The organism is Pandoraea sp. E26, from assembly GCF_000681415.1.
Classification (GTDB): Bacteria; Pseudomonadota; Gammaproteobacteria; order Burkholderiales; family Burkholderiaceae; genus Pandoraea; species Pandoraea pnomenusa.
Map to the genome: position 1 here is coordinate 1 of NZ_AYXJ01000008.1, position 21,283 is coordinate 21,283.

At 66.9% G+C, this 21,283-nt stretch carries 20 protein-coding genes; 10 read left to right on the forward strand and 10 right to left on the reverse strand.

The features are described 5' to 3' along the window. Nucleotides 1-307 precede the first annotated feature (307 nt). On the reverse strand, nt 308-1,342 hold the full coding sequence (locus W930_RS0104985) for a CDP-6-deoxy-delta-3,4-glucoseen reductase (RefSeq protein WP_023594605.1): 1,035 nt from the start codon (nt 1,340-1,342) through the stop codon (nt 308-310). A gap of 15 nt (nt 1,343-1,357) precedes the next feature. On the opposite strand from W930_RS0104985, the gene W930_RS26110 reads away from it, so the two are divergent. After that, on the forward strand, nt 1,358-2,506 hold the full coding sequence (locus W930_RS26110) for an NAD-dependent dehydratase (RefSeq protein ID WP_023872104.1): 1,149 nt from the start codon (nt 1,358-1,360) through the stop codon (nt 2,504-2,506). Between the two features lie 158 nt (nt 2,507-2,664). On the opposite strand, the gene W930_RS26115 is transcribed toward W930_RS26110, so the two are convergent. Then, nucleotides 2,665-3,297, reverse strand: coding sequence for a hypothetical protein (locus W930_RS26115; protein ID WP_023872103.1), 633 nt, complete (start codon nt 3,295-3,297; stop codon nt 2,665-2,667). 328 nt (nt 3,298-3,625) lie between these two features. On the opposite strand from W930_RS26115, the gene W930_RS26120 reads away from it, so the two are divergent. After that, entirely contained in the window at nt 3,626-4,492 is an 867-nt protein-coding gene (locus W930_RS26120) for a response regulator (protein WP_023872102.1), read from the forward strand. Continuing rightward, nucleotides 4,489-5,802, forward strand: coding sequence for an ATP-binding protein (locus W930_RS26125; RefSeq protein ID WP_235195514.1), 1,314 nt, complete (start codon nt 4,489-4,491; stop codon nt 5,800-5,802). The genes W930_RS26120 and W930_RS26125 overlap by 4 nt, the downstream gene beginning before the upstream one ends. A 49-nt stretch (nt 5,803-5,851) precedes the next feature. On the opposite strand, the gene ppk2 is transcribed toward W930_RS26125, so the two are convergent. Beyond that, the gene (gene ppk2 / locus W930_RS0105020) at nt 5,852-6,778 is read right to left on the reverse strand and encodes a polyphosphate kinase 2 (protein ID WP_023594610.1); all 927 of its coding nucleotides are present in this window, start codon (nt 6,776-6,778) and stop codon (nt 5,852-5,854) included. A 348-nt stretch (nt 6,779-7,126) separates the two neighbouring features. Between ppk2 and W930_RS0105025 the strand changes: the two genes are divergently transcribed. Together W930_RS0105025 and W930_RS26130 are read left to right on the forward strand one after the other, a co-directional pair. Next, nucleotides 7,127-8,143, forward strand: a complete 1,017-nt coding sequence (locus W930_RS0105025) for a transporter (RefSeq protein WP_023594611.1) — start codon at nt 7,127-7,129, stop codon at nt 8,141-8,143. A gap of 351 nt (nt 8,144-8,494) precedes the next feature. Next, the gene (locus tag W930_RS26130) at nt 8,495-10,693 is read left to right on the forward strand and encodes a bifunctional diguanylate cyclase/phosphodiesterase (protein ID WP_023872100.1); all 2,199 of its coding nucleotides are present in this window, start codon (nt 8,495-8,497) and stop codon (nt 10,691-10,693) included. 19 nt (nt 10,694-10,712) lie between these two features. Here W930_RS26130 and W930_RS0105035 read toward each other — a convergent pair whose 3' ends face one another. The 4 genes from W930_RS0105035 to W930_RS0105050 all read right to left on the reverse strand — a co-directional run bounded on the left by W930_RS0105035 (nt 10,713) and on the right by W930_RS0105050 (nt 14,113). Continuing rightward, nucleotides 10,713-11,129, reverse strand: coding sequence for a VOC family protein (locus tag W930_RS0105035; RefSeq protein ID WP_023872099.1), 417 nt, complete (start codon nt 11,127-11,129; stop codon nt 10,713-10,715). Further along, nucleotides 11,126-11,653, reverse strand: a complete 528-nt coding sequence (locus W930_RS0105040) for a helix-turn-helix domain-containing protein (RefSeq protein WP_023872098.1) — start codon at nt 11,651-11,653, stop codon at nt 11,126-11,128. The genes W930_RS0105035 and W930_RS0105040 overlap by 4 nt, the downstream gene beginning before the upstream one ends. A gap of 28 nt (nt 11,654-11,681) precedes the next feature. After that, nucleotides 11,682-12,992: an autotransporter strand-loop-strand O-heptosyltransferase gene (locus tag W930_RS26135; protein WP_024788584.1), complete on the reverse strand. Its 1,311-nt coding sequence runs from the start codon at nt 12,990-12,992 to the stop codon at nt 11,682-11,684. A 158-nt stretch (nt 12,993-13,150) separates the two neighbouring features. Then, entirely contained in the window at nt 13,151-14,113 is a 963-nt protein-coding gene (locus tag W930_RS0105050) for a LysR family transcriptional regulator (RefSeq protein ID WP_023872096.1), read from the reverse strand. Between the two features lie 205 nt (nt 14,114-14,318). Here W930_RS0105050 and W930_RS0105055 point away from each other — a divergent pair, with 205 nt between their 5' ends. After that, nucleotides 14,319-16,607 carry an NADP-dependent malic enzyme gene (locus W930_RS0105055; RefSeq protein WP_023594615.1) on the forward strand — a complete coding sequence of 763 codons (2,289 nt, stop codon included), beginning with the start codon at nt 14,319-14,321 and terminating at the stop codon, nt 16,605-16,607. Between the two features lie 185 nt (nt 16,608-16,792). On the opposite strand, the gene W930_RS0105060 is transcribed toward W930_RS0105055, so the two are convergent. Beyond that, nucleotides 16,793-17,191: a YXWGXW repeat-containing protein gene (locus W930_RS0105060; protein ID WP_023594616.1), complete on the reverse strand. Its 399-nt coding sequence runs from the start codon at nt 17,189-17,191 to the stop codon at nt 16,793-16,795. A 337-nt stretch (nt 17,192-17,528) separates the two neighbouring features. After that, nucleotides 17,529-17,927 carry a 4-oxalocrotonate tautomerase gene (locus W930_RS0105065; RefSeq protein WP_023594617.1) on the reverse strand — a complete coding sequence of 133 codons (399 nt, stop codon included), beginning with the start codon at nt 17,925-17,927 and terminating at the stop codon, nt 17,529-17,531. Nucleotides 17,928-18,049: 122 nt separating this feature from the next. Here W930_RS0105065 and W930_RS0105070 point away from each other — a divergent pair, with 122 nt between their 5' ends. Next, the gene (locus W930_RS0105070; protein ID WP_023872095.1) at nt 18,050-18,934 is read left to right on the forward strand and encodes a LysR family transcriptional regulator; all 885 of its coding nucleotides are present in this window, start codon (nt 18,050-18,052) and stop codon (nt 18,932-18,934) included. Here W930_RS0105070 and W930_RS0105075 read toward each other — a convergent pair. After that, nucleotides 18,921-19,790 (reverse strand): MBL fold metallo-hydrolase, encoded by an 870-nt coding sequence (locus W930_RS0105075; protein WP_023594619.1) that lies wholly within the window; start codon nt 19,788-19,790, stop codon nt 18,921-18,923. The genes W930_RS0105070 and W930_RS0105075 overlap by 14 nt on opposite strands. 314 nt (nt 19,791-20,104) lie before the next feature. Between W930_RS0105075 and W930_RS0105080 the strand changes: the two genes are divergently transcribed. Genes W930_RS0105080 through W930_RS0105090 form a run of 3 tightly spaced genes read left to right on the forward strand, consistent with a single transcriptional unit; the run spans nt 20,105 to nt 21,263 of the window. Continuing rightward, on the forward strand, nt 20,105-20,389 hold the full coding sequence (locus W930_RS0105080) for a helix-turn-helix transcriptional regulator (RefSeq protein ID WP_023872093.1): 285 nt from the start codon (nt 20,105-20,107) through the stop codon (nt 20,387-20,389). Nucleotides 20,390-20,394: 5 nt separating this feature from the next. Next, nucleotides 20,395-20,841 carry a YeeE/YedE family protein gene (locus W930_RS0105085; protein ID WP_023594621.1) on the forward strand — a complete coding sequence of 149 codons (447 nt, stop codon included), beginning with the start codon at nt 20,395-20,397 and terminating at the stop codon, nt 20,839-20,841. Next, nucleotides 20,838-21,263, forward strand: a complete 426-nt coding sequence (locus W930_RS0105090; protein WP_023594622.1) for a DUF6691 family protein — start codon at nt 20,838-20,840, stop codon at nt 21,261-21,263. Before W930_RS0105085 ends, W930_RS0105090 begins: the two co-directional genes overlap by 4 nt. The last annotated feature ends 20 nt before the right edge of the window (nt 21,264-21,283 follow it).

Consider the following 21,283-nt stretch of genomic DNA (forward strand, 5'->3'; position numbering starts at 1 on the left):
GGGGGTGGCGGACGGGGGAGCAAGCGACATGACGGTCTCCGAAGGGCAAGGTGGAAGAGACGAGGAAATAAAAAAAGCCACGGGGGTTGCCCGTGGCTTCGCTGTGCTTGAGAACTTGCGTGTTATCGCAGTCGATAGCGTGCCGCGCGGCATCCCGGATGGGGCAGCGTACGGCGACGTCGGATCGAGGCGATGGCAATCAGGTTCATGTCGGCAAGCATAAAGCGCTCAGGCGGCGCTTGTCAAAGGGTATGCGCGCACTGTGGCGCGCGTGCATCTGCGGGCCGGCGCCAGGCGGCGCCGCGTGTCACTGACCGCCGCCCGGATTGTCGGCCTCGGTGGTGAACGCGTCGGCGAAGAAGGCGTCTTCTGGCAGCCGGTGGTGGGCGACGAAGTCGCGGCGTGCCGACTCGACCATCACCGGCGCGCCGCAGGCATATACCTCGTAGCCCGACATATCGGGCAGGTCTTCGGCCACGGCGCGGTGCACGAAGCCCGTGCGGCCTTGCCACTGGTCTTCCGGCGCGGCCTCGGAGAGCACGGGCACGAACCTGAAACCCGGGATCTCGCGCGCCCACTGCTCGGCGAGTTCGCGCATGTAGATGTCTTTCAACCGACGCGCGCCCCAGTAGAGCGTCATCGGCCGCGTGAGCCCCTTGTGAACGGCATGCTCGACAATGGCCTTGATCGGCGCGAAGCCGGTGCCAGAGGCGAGCAGCACGATCGGCTTGTCCGACTCCTCGCGCAGGAAGAAGGTCCCCAGCGGGCCTTCGAAGCGTAGGATCTCGCGCACTTTCATGTGCTCGAACACGTGGTCCGTGAACACCCCGCCGGGCATGTGGCGCAGGTGCAGTTCCATGAAGCCTTCCTCGTGGGGCGCGGTGGCCATCGAGTAGCTGCGGCGCCTGCCGTCCTTCAGGATGAATTCGATGTACTGGCCGGCAAGGTACTGGAACCGCTCGTTGGCGGGCAGTTGCAGGCGCATGACCATCACGTCGTCGGCGCGGCGCTCCAGCGCATTCACGCGGCACGGCAGGCGCTTGACCGGGATATCGCCGATGCCCTTGACCTCGCGCGATTCCACGACGAGATCGCTCTTGGCATGCGCGCAGCACAGCAGCGCGAAGCCGCGTGTTTCCTCGTCCTTCGACAAGGCGGAGCTCGAATGCGCACCATGCTCGACGGCGCCCTCGACGAGCTTGGCCTTGCACGACCCGCAACCGCCGTTCTTGCAGCCGTAAGGCAGCCCGATGCCCTGACGCAGCGCCGCGGAAAGCACGGCCTCGCCGTCTTCGACCTGGAACTCGCGCCCGCTCGGCACGAGGGTAACGTTGTAAGCCATACTACAATCCGAAAAATGAAAAATTCGTCGAAACTCTTCGGTCGTCCGCGCCTGCTGGTGGTGGGCTGCGGCGACGTCGGCATGCGTGCGCTGCCGGCCCTCGTCAAACGCTTTCGCGTCTTCGCGGTGACCTCCAGCGATGCGCGTCACCCGGCCTTGCGCGCGGCGGGTGCCGTACCCGTCGTCGCCAACCTGGACCATGCCGCGAGCCTGCATCGCATCGGACATCTGGCGCCACGGGTGTTGCATCTGGCGCCGCCCGCCGGGGTGGCAGGCAGCGGCCGGCTGGACCTTCGCACCCGCCGGTTGCGCGCCGCACTGACCCGTGCGCCGAAGCCTGCCATTGTACCCGACGGGGGCCATCGGACCGTGCCACGACAGCCACGTCGGGTATTGGTCTACGCGAGCACCAGCGGGGTGTACGGCGACTGTGGCGGCGCCCGGGTGAACGAGACACGTACGGCATCGCCACGCTCGCCGCGCGGGCAGCGGCGCGTCGACGCGGAGCGCACCGTGCGCATGCTGGGTCGTCCGTCATCGCACGCCCGGAACACGCGCCGCACCCTGGCAGCGGGACCCGCGCGGGCCATGAGCCCGGCCGCCGGCGGCGTGCGTGCGACCTGGCGTCGATCGGCGCCAGGTCGCACGCCATGGCGCACGACGCTGGTGCGCATTCCCGGCATTTACGCGGCCGACCGTCTGCCCGTGGGGCGTCTGCAGCGCGGCACGCCGGCACTGCTGCCGGCCGACGACGTCTTCACCAATCACATCCACGCCGACGATCTCGCCGCGATCCTGATTCGCGCGATGTGGCGAGGCAAGGCGCAACGCGTGGTTCACGCGAGCGACGACACGGAATGGCGCATGGGCGAGTACTTCGATCGCGTGGCCGACGCGCTCGGGCTGCCGCGGGCCCCGCGCGTGTCGCGCGCCGAAGCCCAATGTGTGCTGGAGCCGACGCTGCTGTCGTTCATGTCGGAATCGCGCCGGCTCGACAATACGCGCCTCAAACGCGAGTTGGGCTACCGGCTGGCATATCCGGACGTGGCGGCACTGCTGGCCACGCTGACCCCTTCGGCCCATCCTGCCCTTCCAGCCCCTTCATCCCCGTCAACCCATATAGCCGCCCCGGCGTTGTCCGCGCCTTCCGGTGACGACGCCTGAGCGGCGTGGCGAGCCAATGCCGTGCTGGAGCATGCCTGTGGCGAGCACGGCGTCTTCCGGAATGGCGCGTGTGACGCGGGCGCTGAGATAGGCCGGCGCGCTCGCGCGCGGCCAGGCCAGCCAGGCCAGCCAAACGACGAGTGCGAACCGCGGCGCCATTACGGCAGCGGGCGCGCGCCGGCCGGTGGTTCGGGGTGCGCCGGCGTCGGGTAGGTCGGGCGCGGGGGCGGCGTGCCGGGGCGGCGTACGACGATCTGATCGACTACGGCTTCGACGTCGGCCGTCTCGCCGAGCGCCTTGATGAATTTCGCCACGGGAAAGCCCGGCGCGACGCAGCCCTGCACGACGACGATGCGCCGCTGGAACGTGAGCCAGAGCGATGTTTGCTTCGCCCACGGCAACGCGACGGCAAGGCTCGAAAGCCGGCGTTGGGCGGACTCGGCGATCTCGGTGTCGTATCGATAACTGTTCGACAGCCGGCAGCGTCCCTCCAGCCAGCAGTGGTTGCCCTTCTCGATGCGATGATGGGCGTCGGCAAGCCAGTCCGATTCACGCATCGCGGGGCCCAGCGGGGTGGGGCAGTCGGCGATGGCCGATGAAATGTGGAGAAACGGATCGTGGCCGAAATTGCGCAGCTCGTCCTGCGCGGCGGGGCCCGCGGACGCTTCGGAAGCCCCCGGCGCGCCGCCGGACAAGGCGTTCGGCGCGGCCTGCGCGCCGGCGTGCGCAAGACACGCGAGCGCGGCGCACATGGCGATGGGGCCGCACAGTGTGAAGATGGCTCGGCACATGCTGCCTCCGATGCCCGTCTCGGGCGATACGGACAACGCCGTGGTGTCGGCGCGGGTAGGGTGCGAAAGCTATAATTGCGCGTTATGTCGTGCAACGTCGCCTTATTTCATGCTTTTTTGATCTTTCGCGAGCACGTCGCTTTCGTCGTGGTCCGGAGGCGCCTTTCCAATCCTTTCCGGAACAGGGCTTGAGCGCCATTCTATAAGATGCTTCGGCCGACGCCGGAACGGGCGAACGTGCAAACTTCGGTGCATCTCGACATCGAGGGGAGCACGCATCATGTTCAAGGGGACAGGCGCGCCACGTTTCAATTACCGAGAGAGATCCATGAGTCTGCATGTTCTTCTGGTCGACGACGATCCGGTCGTACGCGACCTGTTGCGCGAATTGTTGCATGCCAACGGCATGCAGGTCTCGGTGCTGCACGACGGCGCGTCGTTGCTGCGCCGCCTCGAACTCGAGCGCCCGTCGGTGATTCTGCTCGACATCATGATGCCGGAGCGCGACGGCCTGCGCGCGCTCCAGGACCTGAGAGCCGCCGGCGAGGACATCCCGGTCATCATGCTGTCCGCGCGCGGCGGGCCGCTCGACCGGGCGCTCGGGCTCGAGCTGGGGGCCGACGACTATCTGGCCAAGCCGTTCGATCCGCGCGAACTGCTCGCCCGCATTCACGCCGTGCTGCGCCGCCGGGGCCCCGTGGCGGCGAGCGCACCCGATGCACGCGCGCCGTATCGCTTCGGGCCGTTCGAGCTCGATTACGGGCTGCGCACGTTGCAGCGCGAGGGCGAGCGGCTGCCGCTGCGCGACACCGAGTTCGCCATGCTCAAGGCATTCACGCACCACCCGATGCAGGTGCTGCCGCGTGTGAAGCTGCACGCCATGCTGTACGGCGACGGCATTGCGTTTCGCGACCGGAGCCTGGACGTGCCGGTGTGGCGCCTGCGGCGTCTCATCGAAGCCGACCCGTCGGCGCCGCGCTACATCCAGACGATTCGCGGCAAGGGGTACGTGTTCGTGCCGGGTGGTGAGTTGGCCGAGGACGCGACGTCCGAGGCGGGCGAGCGCTCCGGTGGTGCGCAAGGCACGGGCGGTGCGGGTGGCGTGGACGATCGCGGTGCCCCCGGCGGCGTGGCGCTTGCGCCAGCCGCGGCGAACCTTGGCGCCATGCGCGCATGGCGGGAGTCGGCGGCGTGAATTGGCGGCGGTTGCTGCGCGACTCTTTGTTCGCGCGCATGGCATGGCTGGGTATCGCCGTCTTGCTGGTGATGCATCTGGTGTGGAGCGCACTGGTGTTCTATCAGCGTCCTCGCCAGCAGGTCGACGGCTTTGCGCGCGGACTGCTCGTGGCCATTCAGAGCGTGGATCAGCGCGCCGTCGATCCGGGCAGTTTCGCGCCGCCGCACGGCTTGCGCCGCGTGCCGTTGGCCGACGCGCCGACGTTTGCCGCCGAAGCCGACGACGCGCGTGCCTCGCGGCTGCGGCACGAGTTGCTCTCGCGTCTTCCAGCGGGCACGCAGTTGCATCTGGTCAACGAGCGCAAGCGGGGCAATCTGTGGGTGCTGTTGCCCGGGCACACGGAATGGATCGTCATCGGACTCGATCTGCCCCCCATGCCGCCGTTCGTGCGTGAGACGCTCGGCATTCTGATCGGCGCCGTGCTGCTCGCGCTGCTCGTCGCCTGGCAAATGCAGCGGCCCATCGCCCGCGTGGCGCAGGCCGCCCGCGTGATCGCGCGCGGGCGGCGCCCGGCGCTGCTGCCCGAGCAGGGGCCGCACGAACTGCGCGACCTCTCGCACGCGTTCAACGACATGGCCAAGCGCCTGGCCGAAGCGGAGGACAATCAGGCGATCATGCTCGCCGGCATTGCGCACGACCTGAAGTCGCCGCTCACGCGACTGCGTCTGCGCGCCGACCTGATCGACAACGAAGGCTCGCGCGAAGGTTTCGTGCGCGACATCAAGTCCATCGATCACATCGTGCAGCAGTTCCTCGCGTATGCCCGCGACGAGGCCGACACGAGCCCGCTCGTAAGCGTCGACGCGTTCCTGCGCGAGCAATTCCCGGCGGAGGATTCGCTGTTCGTTTCTCACCTGCGCGCGGGCGAAGCGTTTCAGCTTCCGCGCACGTTGCTCGATCGCGTGATGTCGAATCTCGTGGACAACGCGCTGGAGCATGGCGAGCCGCCGGTGCGGCTGGCAACGTGGCGCGACGGCGCGGCGGGGTACATCGAAGTGAGCGACTGCGGCGCGGGGATCGCCGAGGATCAGGTGGCGCTGGCGATGCGGCCGTTCGTGCGGCTCGATGCGTCGCGCGGCGGCGAGGGACACTGCGGGCTCGGCCTGGCGCTCGTCGGCCGTCTGGTGGAAGGGCGCGGGGGGAGTGTTCGGCTGGACCGGTCGCCGGGCGGTGGCTTGCGCGTGACGCTGTGCCTGCCGATCCCGCCCGGGCGCACCGGACTCCCGGTATACCAGGGGCGGGACGCGGCAGGCGCGCGGGCCGCCTGACCGATGGCATGACGCCGCAAGGGCGGCTTCGCGCCATCGGCGCCGGACGTCAATAGATTTCCGGCACGATCATCTCGGGCGGAACGGGGTGACGCATGTAGTCGTCGCTGCGTGCGCGCTCGGGCAGCACCACCTGCGAGCGCTCGACGTCGTGATACGGCACCTGAGCGAGCAGGTGGTGAATGCAGTTCAGCCGGGCGCGCTTCTTGTCGTCGGCCTGCACGACCCACCAGGGGGCTTCGGGAATATGGGTGCGTTCGAGCATCACTTCCTTGGCCACCGTGTACTTCTCCCAGCGCGTACGGCTCTCGAGATCCATCGGGCTGAGCTTCCATTGCTTGAGCGGGTCCTGAATCCGCGCCATGAAGCGTGCTTCCTGCTCTTCATCGGAAATCGAGAACCAGTACTTGACGATCTGGACGCCGCTGCGCACGAGCATCTTCTCGAACTCGGGCACCGAGCGAAAGAACTCCTCGTATTCGTTCTGGGTGCAGAATCCCATCACGTGCTCCACGCCCGCGCGGTTGTACCAGCTGCGGTCGAACAGCACGATCTCGCCCGCTGCGGGCAGATGCTGCACATAGCGCTGGAAGTACCACTGCGTGCGCTCCCGGTCGTTGGGGGCGGGCAGGGCGGCCACGCGGCATACCCGCGGATTCAGGCGCTGGGTGATGCGTTTGATCGCGCCGCCCTTGCCGGCCGCGTCGCGGCCTTCGAAGATCACGACCAGACGGTGTCGGCTGCGGATCACCCAGTCCTGGAGCTTGACGAGCTCGCCCTGCAGTCGGAACAGTTCGCGGAAATAGTGCAGACGATCGTCTCGCGCGGCATCGGTCAGGTCGTTCAGGCCGGGCAGGCGAAGATCGTCGATCTCCATCTCGATCTCTTCGTCGTAGCTGTCGATCAGGTCGTCCTGCAGACGGCGCACGAGCCTGTCGTCGGGCGTATGGGCGGCGTCGGAATCGAATTTGGTCATGGCGGCGATCTCTTGCGGGCCGGAAAGACGAAGGACACCCGTAACGTCCGGGTGGTGGCGGGCGGACGGCCTGCGCCGTGGCGCCGGGCGGATGGCCGCGTTTGGCGCGCCCGTGAGGCAGCACCGAGTATGCGACGATTTTATGACAATCGCATGGCGCTGGCGAACGTGACGCCCTTGGCGACCTCGGCCATCGCCTGAAGCACGGGGGCGCCAGTGTGTCGACGGGCAGGGGTGTCGGCAAAAACGCTGTCATGAAAGCGAAATATGACATTGCCATGATGGTCCCTCCCACCGCCATGCGGTGCGGCGACCGTCCTTCCCCTCGCTCGTTCAGACACCGCGCGCATGTTCGCTGACCTGGTTCACAACGCTTACGGCTGCGATCAGGCCGGCCTGATCTATGGCTACCGCTTCGTCGATGGCGCGTCGCCCGAGCCGATCGATTCGGACGATGCGCTGGCGTGGCTGGCACAGGGCGAGCGCGCGCAAGGGTTTCTATGGCTGCATTTCAACTTCGCGCATGTGGCGTGCGAGAAGTGGCTGCAACAGCGCCTGACGCTCCCCGGCGAGTTCTACGACAGCCTGAGCGAGGGGTCGCGCTCCACGCGCATTGAACATTCCGAGGACTGGCTGCTGGCCGTCATCAACGATGTGATTTTCGCGTTCGATATCGCGCAGTCCGAAATTTCGACGCTACGTGTGGCGGCCAACGCGCGACTGCTGGTGACCGGACGTGTGAAGCCATTGCGCTCGATCGACAAGCTGCGCGCGTCGGTCAAACGCGGCGATGCCTTCCGTTCGCCGCTTGCGCTGCTGGTGCACCTGTTGCGCGACCAGGCCGACGTGCTCGAGCGCATCGTGCGCGAGACGAGCCGCCGGGTCGATACGGTCGAAGACCGCCTGTTGCAGCAGCGCATCGAGAGCAATCGCGCCGATCTGGGCTCGCTGCGCCGGGTGCTCGTTCGGCTGCAACGTCTGCTGGCGCCGGAGCCTGCCGCGCTGTTTCGCCTGCTCAGCCGCCCGCCAGCCTGGGGGCATGCGGAAGACGTGCAGGAGTTTCGCCAGGCGACGGAGGAGTTCGCGGTCGTGCTAAACGACCTCTGCGCATTGCTCGAGCGCATCAAGCTGCTACAGGAAGAGATTGCGGCAATGGTGAGCGAGCGCACGGACCGCACCATCTACACGCTCACGGTCGTGACCGTGCTGGCGCTCCCCATCAACATCGTGGCGGGCTTCTTCGGCATGAACGTGGGCGGCATTCCGCTCTCGGATCATCCACACGGCTTCTGGGTGCTCGTGGCGATTGTCGCTACCGGCACCGCAGCCGCAGGCTGGTGGGCGTTTCGCCGCCGTCCCGAGTGATATCGGTGGCGCAATTGCCACGCCCAGACCGGTCGCAGCCGCGGTGTCGCAAGCGCCGTGGCGATCGCCGCGCATGCCGGCGTCGCGGGTGGGCGGTCCTTTAAACGACCGTTCAAAACCCGGGTTTGAAATCCCCACCGCCCATTGGGTGCGGGTTTCGGCGCGTTTCGAACGCGGGCTTGAGGGGGGGCGGCGAAACCGTACCGCCTGTCTTCATCCCGTTATTCAAAATACCATTTGCACGACGAATTAAAGGGTCTGCGAAAGCGCTTGCCTTCCTCGTATAATTCTTCGAATCAAGGATTGACCAGAGAGAGTCCATTCAACCGCTTTCAGGCGAGGAGACCGACAATGAAGTGTCCCCCTGTATCGCCGATGGAAACCGAGAGACTCGCGGCGCTGGCTGAATACGGTCTGGGAAGTGACCGTCCGCTGCCGAGTCTCGATGCCGTTGTCCAGATCGCCGCGCGCATGTTCGACGTGCCGGTGGCCGCGGTCAACATGGTTGGCGATGATCACGTGTTCTTTGCCGCGGCCACGGGGTTTGGTTGCGAGAATGTCGACATGAGTCGCGACGCCTCGTTCTGCGCACACGCGATTCTCCAGGACGGCGTGATGGTCGTGCCGGACACGCACGCCGACGAGCGTTTCCACGACAATCCGCTCGTCACCGGCGCCACGAGCGTTCGGTTTTACGCCGGCGTGCCGCTGCTGTCGGTCGGCGGTCATGCGCTCGGGGCGATCTGCATCCTGGACACGCAACCGAACCCGCACTTCTCCGGCGTGGATCGCGAGCGCCTGCGCGAACTGGCGAAGATGGCGTCCGATCGTCTCGAACTGCGCCGCGTCGAATTGTTCATCGAGCGCGACCGGCACACGTTCGCCGAGCCCGAGCGTTGTTCGCCGACGGCCATGATCCGCTTCAGTGCCACCGGTGAAATCCTCGACTGGAACCAGGCCGCTGCCTCGCTCTATGGCTACGACGTGGCCGAGGGCCGCGGGCGCGCTGTCCTGTCGCTTGTCTCCGATCGAGGGCGAGGGCCGCTGTACGACCACTTCGAACAGGCTGTGCTCGCGGGCACGGTCGACGGCATGACCATGCCGGAACATCTATTCGGATTGCGTAAGGACGGTACCGAGTTCCCAATGAGCGTCTCGCTGTTTTGCTGGCGAGAGAACGGCGTGCCGACGTTCAACGCCCACGTGCACGACCTGGGCGTGGCGCGACGCGAGGCTGACGCGGACCGGCGTCTGGCGAGCACCGATGCGCTTACCGGTGTGGCGAATCGCGCGCGCTTCTATCGCGACACGGAGGCGGCGTCGGTGTGCCGCAACGGCGCCGCCGTGGTGATCCTCGATCTCGACGGCTTCAAGGACGTCAACGACACGCTCGGCCACGCGGTGGGCGACGCTATCCTGCGCGAAGTCTCGCGGCGCCTGTGTCGCAGCGTTCGGCCGATCGATACGGTCGCGCGCGTGGGCGCCGATGAGTTCGGGCTGTTGTTGCCCGGAGTCAGTACGGCCGTCGAAGCGCGGCGTCTTGCGGACGTGGCGGCTGCCGCGGTGGCCGAGCCGATGGTCGTCGACGGTTTCGACGTGCGGGTCACGGCATGCTGCGGCATCGCGGTCAAGCCCTTGCATGCCATGGAGGCGTTGCGCCTGATCAGCAATGCCGACCTGGCACTCTCGGGCGCCAAACGGCACGGCCCGGGCCAGGTCTTCGTCTATGTCGACGCGCTGCGCGCGGAGGCCGTCGAGCGCCGCGTCTACAACATCGAACTGCACCGCGCGGTCAGCGACGGCGAGTTCGTGTTGTTCTACCAGCCGCAGGTGGATTTGCGCGATGGCTCGCTCACCGGCGCCGAAGCGTTGATTCGCTGGCGACACCCGCAGCGCGGCCTGCTCTCGCCTGCGGCGTTCCTGCCGGCGCTCGAACGCGGGCCGCTCGCGGCCACCGTCGGTGCGTGGGTGATCGACGAGGCATGCTCGCAGGCCGCGTTCTGGCGCCGCCAGGGCGCGCCGCAGTTCCGAATGGGGGTGAACCTGTTCGGCTTGCAGTTTCGCGTGGGGAACATCGTCAACGATGTGATGGCGGCGCTGGACCGGCATGGATTGCCGCCCCACGCACTCGAGCTGGAAGTCACCGAGGGCATCGTGCTCGAAGACGATGGGGTGCTTCACGCGTTGCAGCGCCTTCGCGGGCACGGCGTGAGCATTGCCTTCGACGACTTCGGAACGGGGTATGCCTCGATCAGCCAGCTCAGACGCTATCCGCTCAGCCGAATCAAGATCGACCGGTCGTTCGTGCAGGCCATGATGGACGCCGAGCGCGATGCGTCGGTCGTTCGCGCCCTCGTGGACATGACGCGCAGCTTCGACCTGCGCACGATCGCCGAAGGCGTGGAAACCGTGGCGCAACGCGACACGTTGCGCCGGCTCGGATGCGACGAGGGGCAGGGGTACCTGTTCGGCATGCCCATGCCCGCGCGTGAGTTCGGCGAGACGTTCGGCGTCGGACAGGGGCCCGAGCGCCGGTGGAGCTTCGCATGAGCGCGCAGCGCCAGGGCGCTCACGCGGCCGATCGCGCCCCCTGGATCATCTTCCAGCCGTTGCCGGCCGGGTCCCGGAAGCCGGCGTCGACGCTGCCGTATCGGTCGACTGGCGCCTGCGTGAATTCCACGCCGCTCGCCTTCATCCGGTTGTAGCTCTCGCGGCAGTCGTCCACGTACATCACGAGCGGCGGCATCGCACCCTTGGCCACCATCGCGTCGAGTGCGCGCGCCGTCGCGTCGTCGTGAATGGGGGGGCCGGGCCGGAACAGCCCGAGCTGGAACGACGGCTGATCCGGGTGTTGCACCGTCAGCCACCGATAGGGGCCATTGCGCACGTCCGTATGAACGCGAAAGCCGAGTTTGTCGACGTAAAACGCGAGGGCCGTATCCTGATCGTCGACGTAAAGTCCCACCACACCGATGCCTGAGTTCATGAGCGCTCCTTGGTTGATGTGTCGACTTTACCGTCGCGCATGCGACGGCGCTTCTCCAAAACTGCGATGTTGAGATCGGGGCGTTGCGCCGCTTTCAGCACGCAGGACGGCACGCGATCGAGTTCGTTTCCCGCCTGCCGCGCCGCCACGCGAGCGCTGCCGGGCGTGTGCCCGGTAATGGCGCGGAAGATGCGGCCGAACGTGCCCACGCTTTCCCAGCCGGTGGCCAGCGCAATGTCGGTGATGCTCAGGTCGGTGTCGCGCAGCAGGGTGTTCGCCTGCTCGATGCGGCGCGTAAGCAGGTAGCGATGCGGAGGCAGGCCGAAGGCCTGCTTGAACGAGCGCGCGAAATGCGCCTCGGACGTGCCGCTCACCGCGGCAAGGCGCCGAACCGGCCAGGCTTCGTGCGAGGCGGCGTCCATGCGGTCCTTCGCGCGCAGGAGGCGGCGCAGCAGGGTCGGGGCTTGCGCCGGCGCGGCGTCTGCGGGCGCCGTGCCGGTGCGGGGGCGTGCGCGTGAGACCATGAGATTCGCGATTCGCGTGGGGGGACGCCTAGTTTATGCCCAACGCCCGGTCCACGGCCGCGAGCACCCTTTCGGGCGTGATCGCCCGCGTGCATTCGAATGCGCGGGGGGTGTCCTTGTGGCGCGGACACCAGTGAAAGTCGTCGTGGTCGTAGCGCAGCGCGGGATCGTGCCAGCACCCGGTGCAGACCTGCGGCGCGATGACACGGTACGGCGTGTCGAACTCGTTGTGCGGCAGCGTGAAGCCGGACACGAGCACCGTTGGCGTGCGCATGGTCCATGCGAGCCACGACAGTCCGCTCGACAGTCCGACAAAGGCGCGCGCGTGGGCGAGCCATCGCGCCCGTTCGGTCAGCGGCAGATCGCCCGTGGCGTCGATGGCGCCCTCGGGCACCGTCTGCCAGAAATCGCCCTTGCCGTGCCGCGGCTTCTGATCGATGCACACCACCTCGAACCCGCGTGCGCGCAAGCCTGCCACGACCGTTTCCCAACCCTGCGGGCGGTTCCAGTACTTGCACTGCGCCGTGCTCTGCACGGCGATGCACACATAGGGTGCCGCCATCGGGCACGACGTGTCCGGCAAGGCGGTTCGCGCATGCGCCTCGCCGTCGTCCACGCCGAGAATGTGCGCGGCCGTGCGATGCAGGCCCGTTTCCCGAAAGTCGCGCGGTTGCTGGAGGCGCGCCTTGTCGTCGAAGAACAGGCCGACGTTGTAGGTCGCGTAGTACTTGCGTCGCTCGACCTGGTCCTGCGCCACGAAGTCGACGTCGGGATACGCATCGCGGAACAGCGCGGCAACCCCCGGCGTGACCACGCAGGCGAGGCGGCATCCGTGGACATCGGCAAAACGCAGGGCATACGGCAGCCAGCCGAGCACGTCGCCCAGGGCGGCAAGCGGGAACTGGACAAGCACGTCCTGATGCCGGGCGTCGTAACGATGCTCGAAGACCACGACGTCGTTCAGCCAGATCGTGATGCCATACGGCACGTAGTACTTCGCGGGGCTGCGCACCACGCCGGAAGACAGCGGGACGTCGGCGAGCGTGGCGTCGTTGCGCAGATCGCTGATACGCACCCGCCACGGTAGCGGCTGGCCGAAGTCGGGAATCACCACCCGTGCGCCGTCGTTGAAGTCGTACCGTAGGCCGGCGGGACCGACTTGCGTCGGCAGCAGCGCCGGCGGCAGGAAAATCTGTCGGGGCGACTGCGCGAATGGCCCGACTGGGGCGATCGGGGCGCCGGACGTGCCGGGCAGGGGCGAGACATCCGCCGCCGACGACGGCGAAGCATCGAGGGAGGGGGGGCGGCAGGCGGGGGTGGGAGACGCGATGTCGTTCATGGACAACACCTTACGCCAGTCGCTTGCTCGCCGATTTGGCGGCAAACGAGCGAAAAAGGGCGCATTTCGCGAAATTGGCCGGCGTTGCCTTCAAAAGACCCTTCCGCGACTTTGTGCTCCTTCCCTGGCCACGGGCCTGCCCGTGCGCGTACCGTCGCTCAGGGCGCCCCGGTCATCGACTGGTACTGAGCGCGCAGGGCCTGGGTGAACAGTCGATGCGTCTCGCGTGGATTCTCGCGACGGGTGAACATCGCCACTGGCGGCAGCGTCCAGGTGAGCGACCACGGCACGATGGCCACACCGGCAATGCGCACGAGCTCTTCCGCGATGTCGGCCGGCAGCAGTGACACTGCGCGCTCGCTGCTGGCCAGGAGCTCGCCGGTCAGGCGCGACGAGAAGCTCTCGACGATGGGCACCGGCGGTACCACGCCCGCATGCAGGAAAAGATCGGAGAGCTGGTCGCGCATGGGCGTATGGGGGGCGCCCATGACCCAGTCGAGCTCGGCGAGCTGCGGCCATACCGGTGCGCTGCGTCCGAGCCGTGCAGCCAGGCGGCGGCTGGCGACCACGCGCGGCATCTGGTGATGCAGCACCTCGAACTGCACCTGAGAGAGATCGACGCTGGCGGCCGCGCGCCCGATCACCACGTCGAGCGTGTGGTCGCGCAGTTGCGCCATCAGCGCCTCACTGGTGCCCTCGTGGAGGGTGACCGTCAGCCGTTGGGGGATCTGCGCGAGTGTTTGCTGGATGGCCGCCGCGAGCGTCTTGCCGGAGATGTAGGGAATCACGCCGACCTGGAGCCTGGCCGCGTGACCGGCCATCACGGCTTCGATGTCGCGGGTCAGATGGTCCAGGTCATGCACCATTGCCTGCGCGCGGGCCAGAACCACGTCGCCCAGCGGCGTGGGCGTCATGCCGCGCGGGGTGCGGTCGAAGAGCGGGCCGCCGAGCATGCTCTCGAGCTCGGCCAGTGCGCTGGTGACCGCGGGCTGGCTCGTCGCCATGTGTTCGGCCACCCGCGTGAGCGACCCGTGCTGCTGAATCTGCAGCAACAGCACGAGATGTCGCATCTTGAGCCGAGTGGTCAAGCGCCGGACCACTTCCCCGGTATCGAATGGCACCGCCACCATCTGTCCTGAATCCCCTGGAACCCCCGATATGCCGGGCTTATAAGAAAACGTGATGCCCCCATAGTAATTCAGAATCGCCCCCGGCTGGCGGCTGCCTAGAATGGCCTCACCTCTGATGCGACATCGCCGGAGCCGTCGACAGAACGGTTGTGCAGCGCAAACCAGAGTCGAGACATTCACCGAGGACGACATTGCCATGAGCACCAACAACGACCACCAGGCCGCCCTGGAATATCACCAGTTCCCGACCCCGGGCAAGATTTCCGTCACGGCGAGCAAACCGCTCGTCACGCAGCGCGATCTGGCGCTCGCCTACACCCCGGGCGTGGCTATCCCCTGCCAGGAAATCGCGGCGGACCCGGCGGCGTCGTTCAAGTACACCGGGCGTGGCAATCTGGTCGGTGTGATCACCAACGGCTCGGCCGTGCTCGGTCTGGGCAATATCGGTGCGCTGGCCTCCAAGCCCGTGATGGAAGGCAAGGCCGTGCTCTTCAAGAAGTTCGCGGGCATCGACGTCTTCGACATTGAAGTCACGGAAAGCGACCCGGACAAGCTCGTCGAGATCATCGCAAGCCTCGAAGCCACGTTCGGCGGCATCAACCTCGAAGACATCAAGGCCCCCGAGTGTTTCACCGTCGAGCGCAAGCTGCGCGAACGGATGAAGATTCCGGTCTTCCACGACGACCAGCACGGCACCGCGATCACCGTGTGCGCCGCGTTCATCAATGGCCTGAAGGTCGTGGGCAAGGACATCCGCGAGGTGAAGGTCGTCACGTCCGGCGCCGGCGCCGCCGCGCTTGCCTGTATCGACCTGATGCTCGACCTCGGCCTGCCCATCGAGAACGTCTGGGCGACGGACATCGATGGCGTCGTGTACGAAGGCCGCACCGTCGGCATGGACCCGGACAAGGCCCGCTTCGCCCAAAAGACCGACAAGCGCACGCTTGCCGAAGTGATCGAGGGTGCCGACGTCTTTCTCGGCTTGTCCGCCGGCGGCGTGCTCAAGCCGGAAATGCTCGCCACGATGGCCGCGCGCCCGCTGATTCTTGCGCTCGCCAACCCGACCCCGGAAATCTTCCCGGAAGTCGCGCGTGCCGCCCGCGAGGACGTGGTGCTCGCCACGGGCCGTTCGGATTTCCCGAACCAGGTCAACAACGTGCTGTGCTTCCCCTACATCTTCCGTGGCGCGCTCGACGTAGGCGCCACGACCATCACGCGCAACATGGAAATCGCGGCGGTGCATGCGATTGCCGGGCTGGCGCAGGAAGAGCCGAACGATTCCGTCGCGACCGCGTATGGCGCATACGATCTCTCGTTCGGGCCGGAATACCTGATTCCGAAGCCGTTCGATTCGCGACTGATCGTGCGCATCGCGCCGGCCGTGGCGCGCGCGGCCATGGAAGATGGCGTGGCGACGCGCCCGATCACCGATTTCGACGCGTACGCCGATCAGCTCCAGCAGTTCGTCTACCACTCCGGTGCGTTCATGAAGCCGATTTTCTCGGCCGCGAAGCAACTGGTGCGCGACGGCGGCAAGGCTCGCATCGTGTTCGCCGAGGGCGAAGAAGAGCGCGTGCTGCGCGCGGTCCAGGTCATCGTCGACGAGAAGCTGGCGCGTCCGATTCTCGTGGGCCGCCCCGAAGTGCTGCTCGCCCGCATCGAGAAGTTCGGCCTGCGCCTGCGTCTGGGCGAGGACGTCGAAGTCACGAACCCATACTACGACGAGCGCTTCCACCAATACTGGACGAGCTATTGGGAGCTGCGCTGCCGAGACGGCATCACCAAGGAAATGGCGCGTGTGGAAATGCGCCGCCGTCTCACGCTGATCGGCGCGATGATGGTGCGCCTGGGCGACGCCGACGGCATGATCTGCGGCACGGTGGGCGCGTATCACGATCACCTGCGTTTCGTCGATGAAGTGATTGGCAAGCAGGCTGGCGCGAATACCTACGCCGCGATGAATATCCTGCTGCTCGACAAACGCACCGTGGCGCTGGTCGACACGCACGTCAACGACGATCCGACGGCCGAACAGATTGCCGAATTCACGCTGGCGGCGGCGCGGCAGATGTCGTGGCTGAACCTCAACCCGAAGGTGGCGCTGCTCTCGCGTTCGAACTTCGGGTCGGGTAGTGCGGCGTCGGGCACCAAGATGCGTCGCGTGCTGGAGATGGTCACGGCACAGGCGCCGGAGCTCGAGATCGACGGCGAAATGCACGGCGATTGCGCCCTGGACGAAGGCCTGCGCAGCCGCATCCTGCCGCAATCGCGTCTGAAGGGTGCCGCCAACCTGCTGGTGTGCCCGAACGTCGACTCCGGCAACATCGCCTACAACCTGCTCAAGACGGGCGCCGGCAGCAACGTGGCCGTGGGACCGTTCCTGTTGGGCGTGGGTGCGCCGGTCAACGTGTTGACGTCGAGCTCGACCGTGCGACGCATCATCAACATGACCGCGCTTACGGTCATTCAGGCCAATCGCGACTGACGCGACCGGCGCGACTGACGTGCGCACGGCGCTGGCACCCGGCACGCGCGCGCCGTTTCGTCATCCCCCGAACGCAAAACGCCGACGCTCACGAGCGTCGGCGTTCCGGTTACCGCAAGGTTGCGCCGCCATGGGAGGCGACGTCGACGTCACTGAAGTGGCGCAAGCCACCGCCGAGAGACGGGTCAACCGTGGTAACGGTCGTGGTCCTGTTGGTGATCGTCGTGGCGATCCCGTCCCCAGCCGCGGCGTCCACGGTCATCGCGGCCCCGGTCGTCGTGCCCCCAGCCGCCGCGATCAAGCTGCCAGCCGCGCGGCCCCTGATGCCAGGCTGGGGCGCGATAGGCATAGCCCGGACGCGCACGTTCCCAGTGCCCGCCGCGCCATTCGTGACGGTGGCCGTCCCAGTCCCAGAAGCCCGGCGCCCACACATAACCGGCGCGAGGCGGCGGCACCGGCTCGTAACGCGGCGGCGGCGGTGCGCCGATGCTGATCGACACGCCCACCTGAGCGTGGGCCGGTGCGACGGCAATGCCGCCGAGCGTGGCGGCCACGAGTGCGATGGTCAACGTTAGTTTTTTCATTTTCGCCCCCTTTGAAAGCGATGTCTTGGTACGCCTTCATCGTACGAGCGAAGGGCGAGGAGGCGAAGCAAATAGTCGTAAGAAAGTGTTGGAATTGTTTCTTTCCCTTTCCTGAAACGTCGAATTGGCGCGGCTTTCCGGCGTTCGTCCCCCCAGTCGATGTTCGGCCCGTCGCTGGGGGCGAAGGGCGCCGCGACACGGCGAACGGCACGCTCCGCCGGTGCCGCACGCGCCATCGCCATGGTTCGACATGGGGGGGCGGTTCGGGAGCCGCCGGGAATCCATCGGCGTGCCGGAACGCTTGCCGCGGCGCTCACGGATTCGCGGCGCTCGCGCTTCAGGTCGCCGGGTGCTGATGCCGAAATTCCTGCGTGCGTCCACCGTAGCCGTAGGCCGCGCCGCGCGCATCGATGACATGGATGTAGGAACACGGATGCACGTTGCCAAGCAGTCCGGACAGCGTCTCGAACACCTGCGCGATGAACTGGGCCTTTTCGGCCTTCGTGTTCGTCTCGTCCGTCACGCTGATGTCGAGGTGGAACGCATTCCTGCCCTGTTCCGCGAGCGGCGTGCCGGCGATGAACCAGCGCTCGTGAGGAATGAACTCGACGGTCATTGCAATGACGTCCGGTGCCTTGTGCAAGGTGTCGACCGTCAGTTGCGAGACTTCGCGCACGGCGCGGCGGGCGAGCGTGTCGTTGGGCGTGCCCGAGAGTTGCAGGACGATGTGCGGCATGGTGTGACTCCTGGATCGGAAGGACTGTGGAAACAACGCCTTCAGTCTAGGGGCCGGTTTGACATCGGAAAAGCGGGAATATACGATTTCATCCATCGGTTTCTTGAATGGATGAAATCATGATCCCCGGATTCGATTTCGATCAGCTGCGCACCTTCGTCGCGGTAGCCGAGGCGGGCAGCCTTTCCGCCGCGGCGCCGCGCGTGTTCCTGTCGCAGTCGTCGGTGAGCGAGCAGATGCGCAAGCTCGAAGAGCGCATCGGGGTGACCTTGTTCACGCGCGGCAAGCAAGGTGTTGCCACCACGCCCGCCGGCGAGCGCCTGCTCGCCCATGCGCGTCAGTTGCTTGCCCAGTCGGAGCACGCCTGGCATGACGTGCGCGGCTATTCGCTGGCGGGAGAGTTGCGACTGGCGATCACCGATTACTTCCGCCCCGGCGATGTGGCGCGCATGCTGCGGCATCTTGGGGTGGCGTATCCGGCGCTGCGCATTCACGTAACGATTCTGAAAAGCGGCGAGATCGAATCCGGCTACGAGACCGGCGACTTCGATATCGGGCTGTCGATGCGCATCCTCGGCAAATCGCTCGGGCGCGACACCGTGGCCGGCACCCGCGCGCTGGGGCGCGAGTCGCTTGAATGGGTAGCCGCCGCCGACCTGGCGCTGTCAGCGGGCGAGCCGTTGCCATTGCTGGTGTTGCCCGACACGTGCGCGTTGCATCGGTTCACTACGCAATGGCTCGACGGGCATCGCGTCCCATACACGATCGCGCATGTGGCGTCGGGGGTGGCGGGGTTGAAGCTGGCGTTGAGCGCGGGACTCGGGGTGGCCTGCCTGAATGCCTCGGCGGCGGGACCCGGGCTCGCACGCATCGAGACGCTGATGCCCGGGCGCCGCCTACCGGCGCTGCCCGACGCCGAGTTTCACCTGCTGCCCGCGCGTCGCGGCGAGCCGACGTGGGTCACGCAGGCGCGCGAAGCGTTGGCCGGGCAACTCACAGCACATTGAGCGGGATCTTCAGGTAACGCGTGCCATTGGCCTCGGGCGCGGGCATGTCCCCGGCGCGAATGTTGACCTGTACCGCCGGCAGGATCAGCGTGGGCATCTCGAGCGTGCGGTCGCGTGCCTCGCGCATGGCGACAAAGGCGTCTTCATCGATGCCGTCGTGCACATGAATGTTCGCGCGGCGCTGCTCCGCCACCGTCGTCTGCCAGTTGGGCGCGCGCGTGGCGGGCGGGTAGTCGTGGCACATGAACAGACGTGTCGCTTCCGGCAGCGACAGCAAACGGCGAATCGAGCGAAACAACGTGTGGGCATTGCCGCCGGGGAAATCGCAGCGCGCGGTGCCCACGTCGGGCATGAAGAGCGTGTCGCCCACGAAGACGGCGTCGCCCACGCGGTAGGCCATGTCGGCGGGCGTATGGCCCGGCACGAACATCGCCTCGGCCTGCAGCGCGCCGATCGCGAACGTCTCGCCGTCTTCGAAAAGGTGGTCGAATTGCGAGCCGTCCGGCGGCACGTCCGCGCCCAGATGGAACAGCTTCTTGAACACGTGTTGCACGTCGCGGATGTGCGCGCCAATGGCAATGCGTCCGCCCACATGCTCCTTGAGCCAGCGCGCCGACGACAAATGATCGGCATGCGCATGCGTCTCGAGAATCCAGTCGACGGTGAGTTGCTTGTCCGCCACGAAAGCGAGCACCCGCTCGGCCGACGCCGTATGCGTGCGGCCCGCCTTCGGATCGTAGTCGAGCACGGGGTCGATGATCGCCGCCCGGCCGCCCGGGGCATCGAACACGACGTAAGTCACCGTGGCGGTGACGTTGTCGAAGAAGGCTTCGATGTGTGCTGAGGTGGCTGACATGACCGGCTCCTGCAATAATTTATGAATTGATATATTATAAACCAGTAAAGTGTACGCGATGCCGGTGACAAATGGAGAACGGCTTGCGAGGGGTGCGACATGGCGTCGCGCCCGACTTTCCCATTTGCTTCGATCCTGCCATGCCCCGAACCAGCACGCTATCCCTCCTGTCGGCCCTGTCCGCCGAATCGACGCCGTCCGTCGCTCCGACGGGGACGGGGGGAGGTGCGGCCGACACGGACGACACCGACGATAAGGACGCAAAGGGCGCTAAGGGCGCCAAGGCCGTTGCCGGTGCGCTCGACGTCACGCCGCTGCGCGCGGCCGCGCAGGAAGCTAGCGCCCTGCTGCGGGCGCTGGCCAACGAAGACCGTCTGCTGATCCTGTGCCAATTGACGCAGGGCGAGCTGTCGGTCGGCGAGCTCGAAGCCCAGCTCGACATTCGTCAGCCCACGCTCTCGCAGCAACTCGCCGTGCTTCGCACCGAAGCGCTCGTGACGACCCGTCGCGAGGGCAAGCGCATCTATTACTCGGTGGCCGACGGCGCGGTGCTCGCCGTGCTCGCCTGTCTCTACGCCCAATTCTGTCCGAAAGCCTGATTGCCATGACACTCGATACTCTGCATTTCACCCCCTGGTCGGCGCTCGCCGGTGGGGCTCTGATCGGCGCCGCAGCCGTCTGGCTGATGCTGTCCGACGGGCGCATTGCCGGGATCTCCGGCATCGTGGGGGGCCTGCTGCGACCGTATGCCGGCGACGTGGGCTGGCGGATCGCCTTCATCGTCGGCATGCTGCTCGCGCCCTGGGCGTACCGTCTGGTTGCAGTGGTGCCGGAGGCGCAGATCGATGCCGGCACGGCAATGCTCGTGACGGCGGGACTGCTGGTGGGCTTCGGCACGCGGCTTGGTTCGGGCTGCACGAGTGGCCACGGCGTGTGTGGTTTGTCGCGGCTGTCGTGGCGCTCGCTCGTCGCCACGCTCTGCTTCATGGCGACCGGCTTCCTGACGGTCTTTGTCGTGCGCCATGTGCTCAACGTGGGAGGTGCCGCATGAAAAAGCTCGCATTCGCGTTCATCGGCGGCCTCGCGTTCGGCGCGGGGCTGATTCTCGCGGGCATGGCGAACCCCGCGAAAGTGCTTGGATTTCTCGATCTTGCCGGTCGCTGGGACCCGTCGCTCGCCTTCGTGATGGGCGGCGCCATCGCGGTCGGGCTCGTCGGCTTCCGTCTGGCTCGCGCAAACCCGCTTGCGTGGTCGGGCGAGCCGCGTGCGTGGCCCGCGTTGCGCCAGCTGGACAAGCGGCTGGTCGTCGGCGCGTTGGTGTTCGGCGTGGGCTGGGGGATCGCGGGCATCTGCCCGGGGCCGGCGCTGGTATTGCTCGGCGCGGGCTCGGGCAAGGGGTTGATCTTCGTCGTCGCCATGCTGATCGGGATGGCGATTCACGCGGTCGCGACACGGTCCGGCGCGAAGTCCTGACGTCGTGCCGGGTCGTGGTT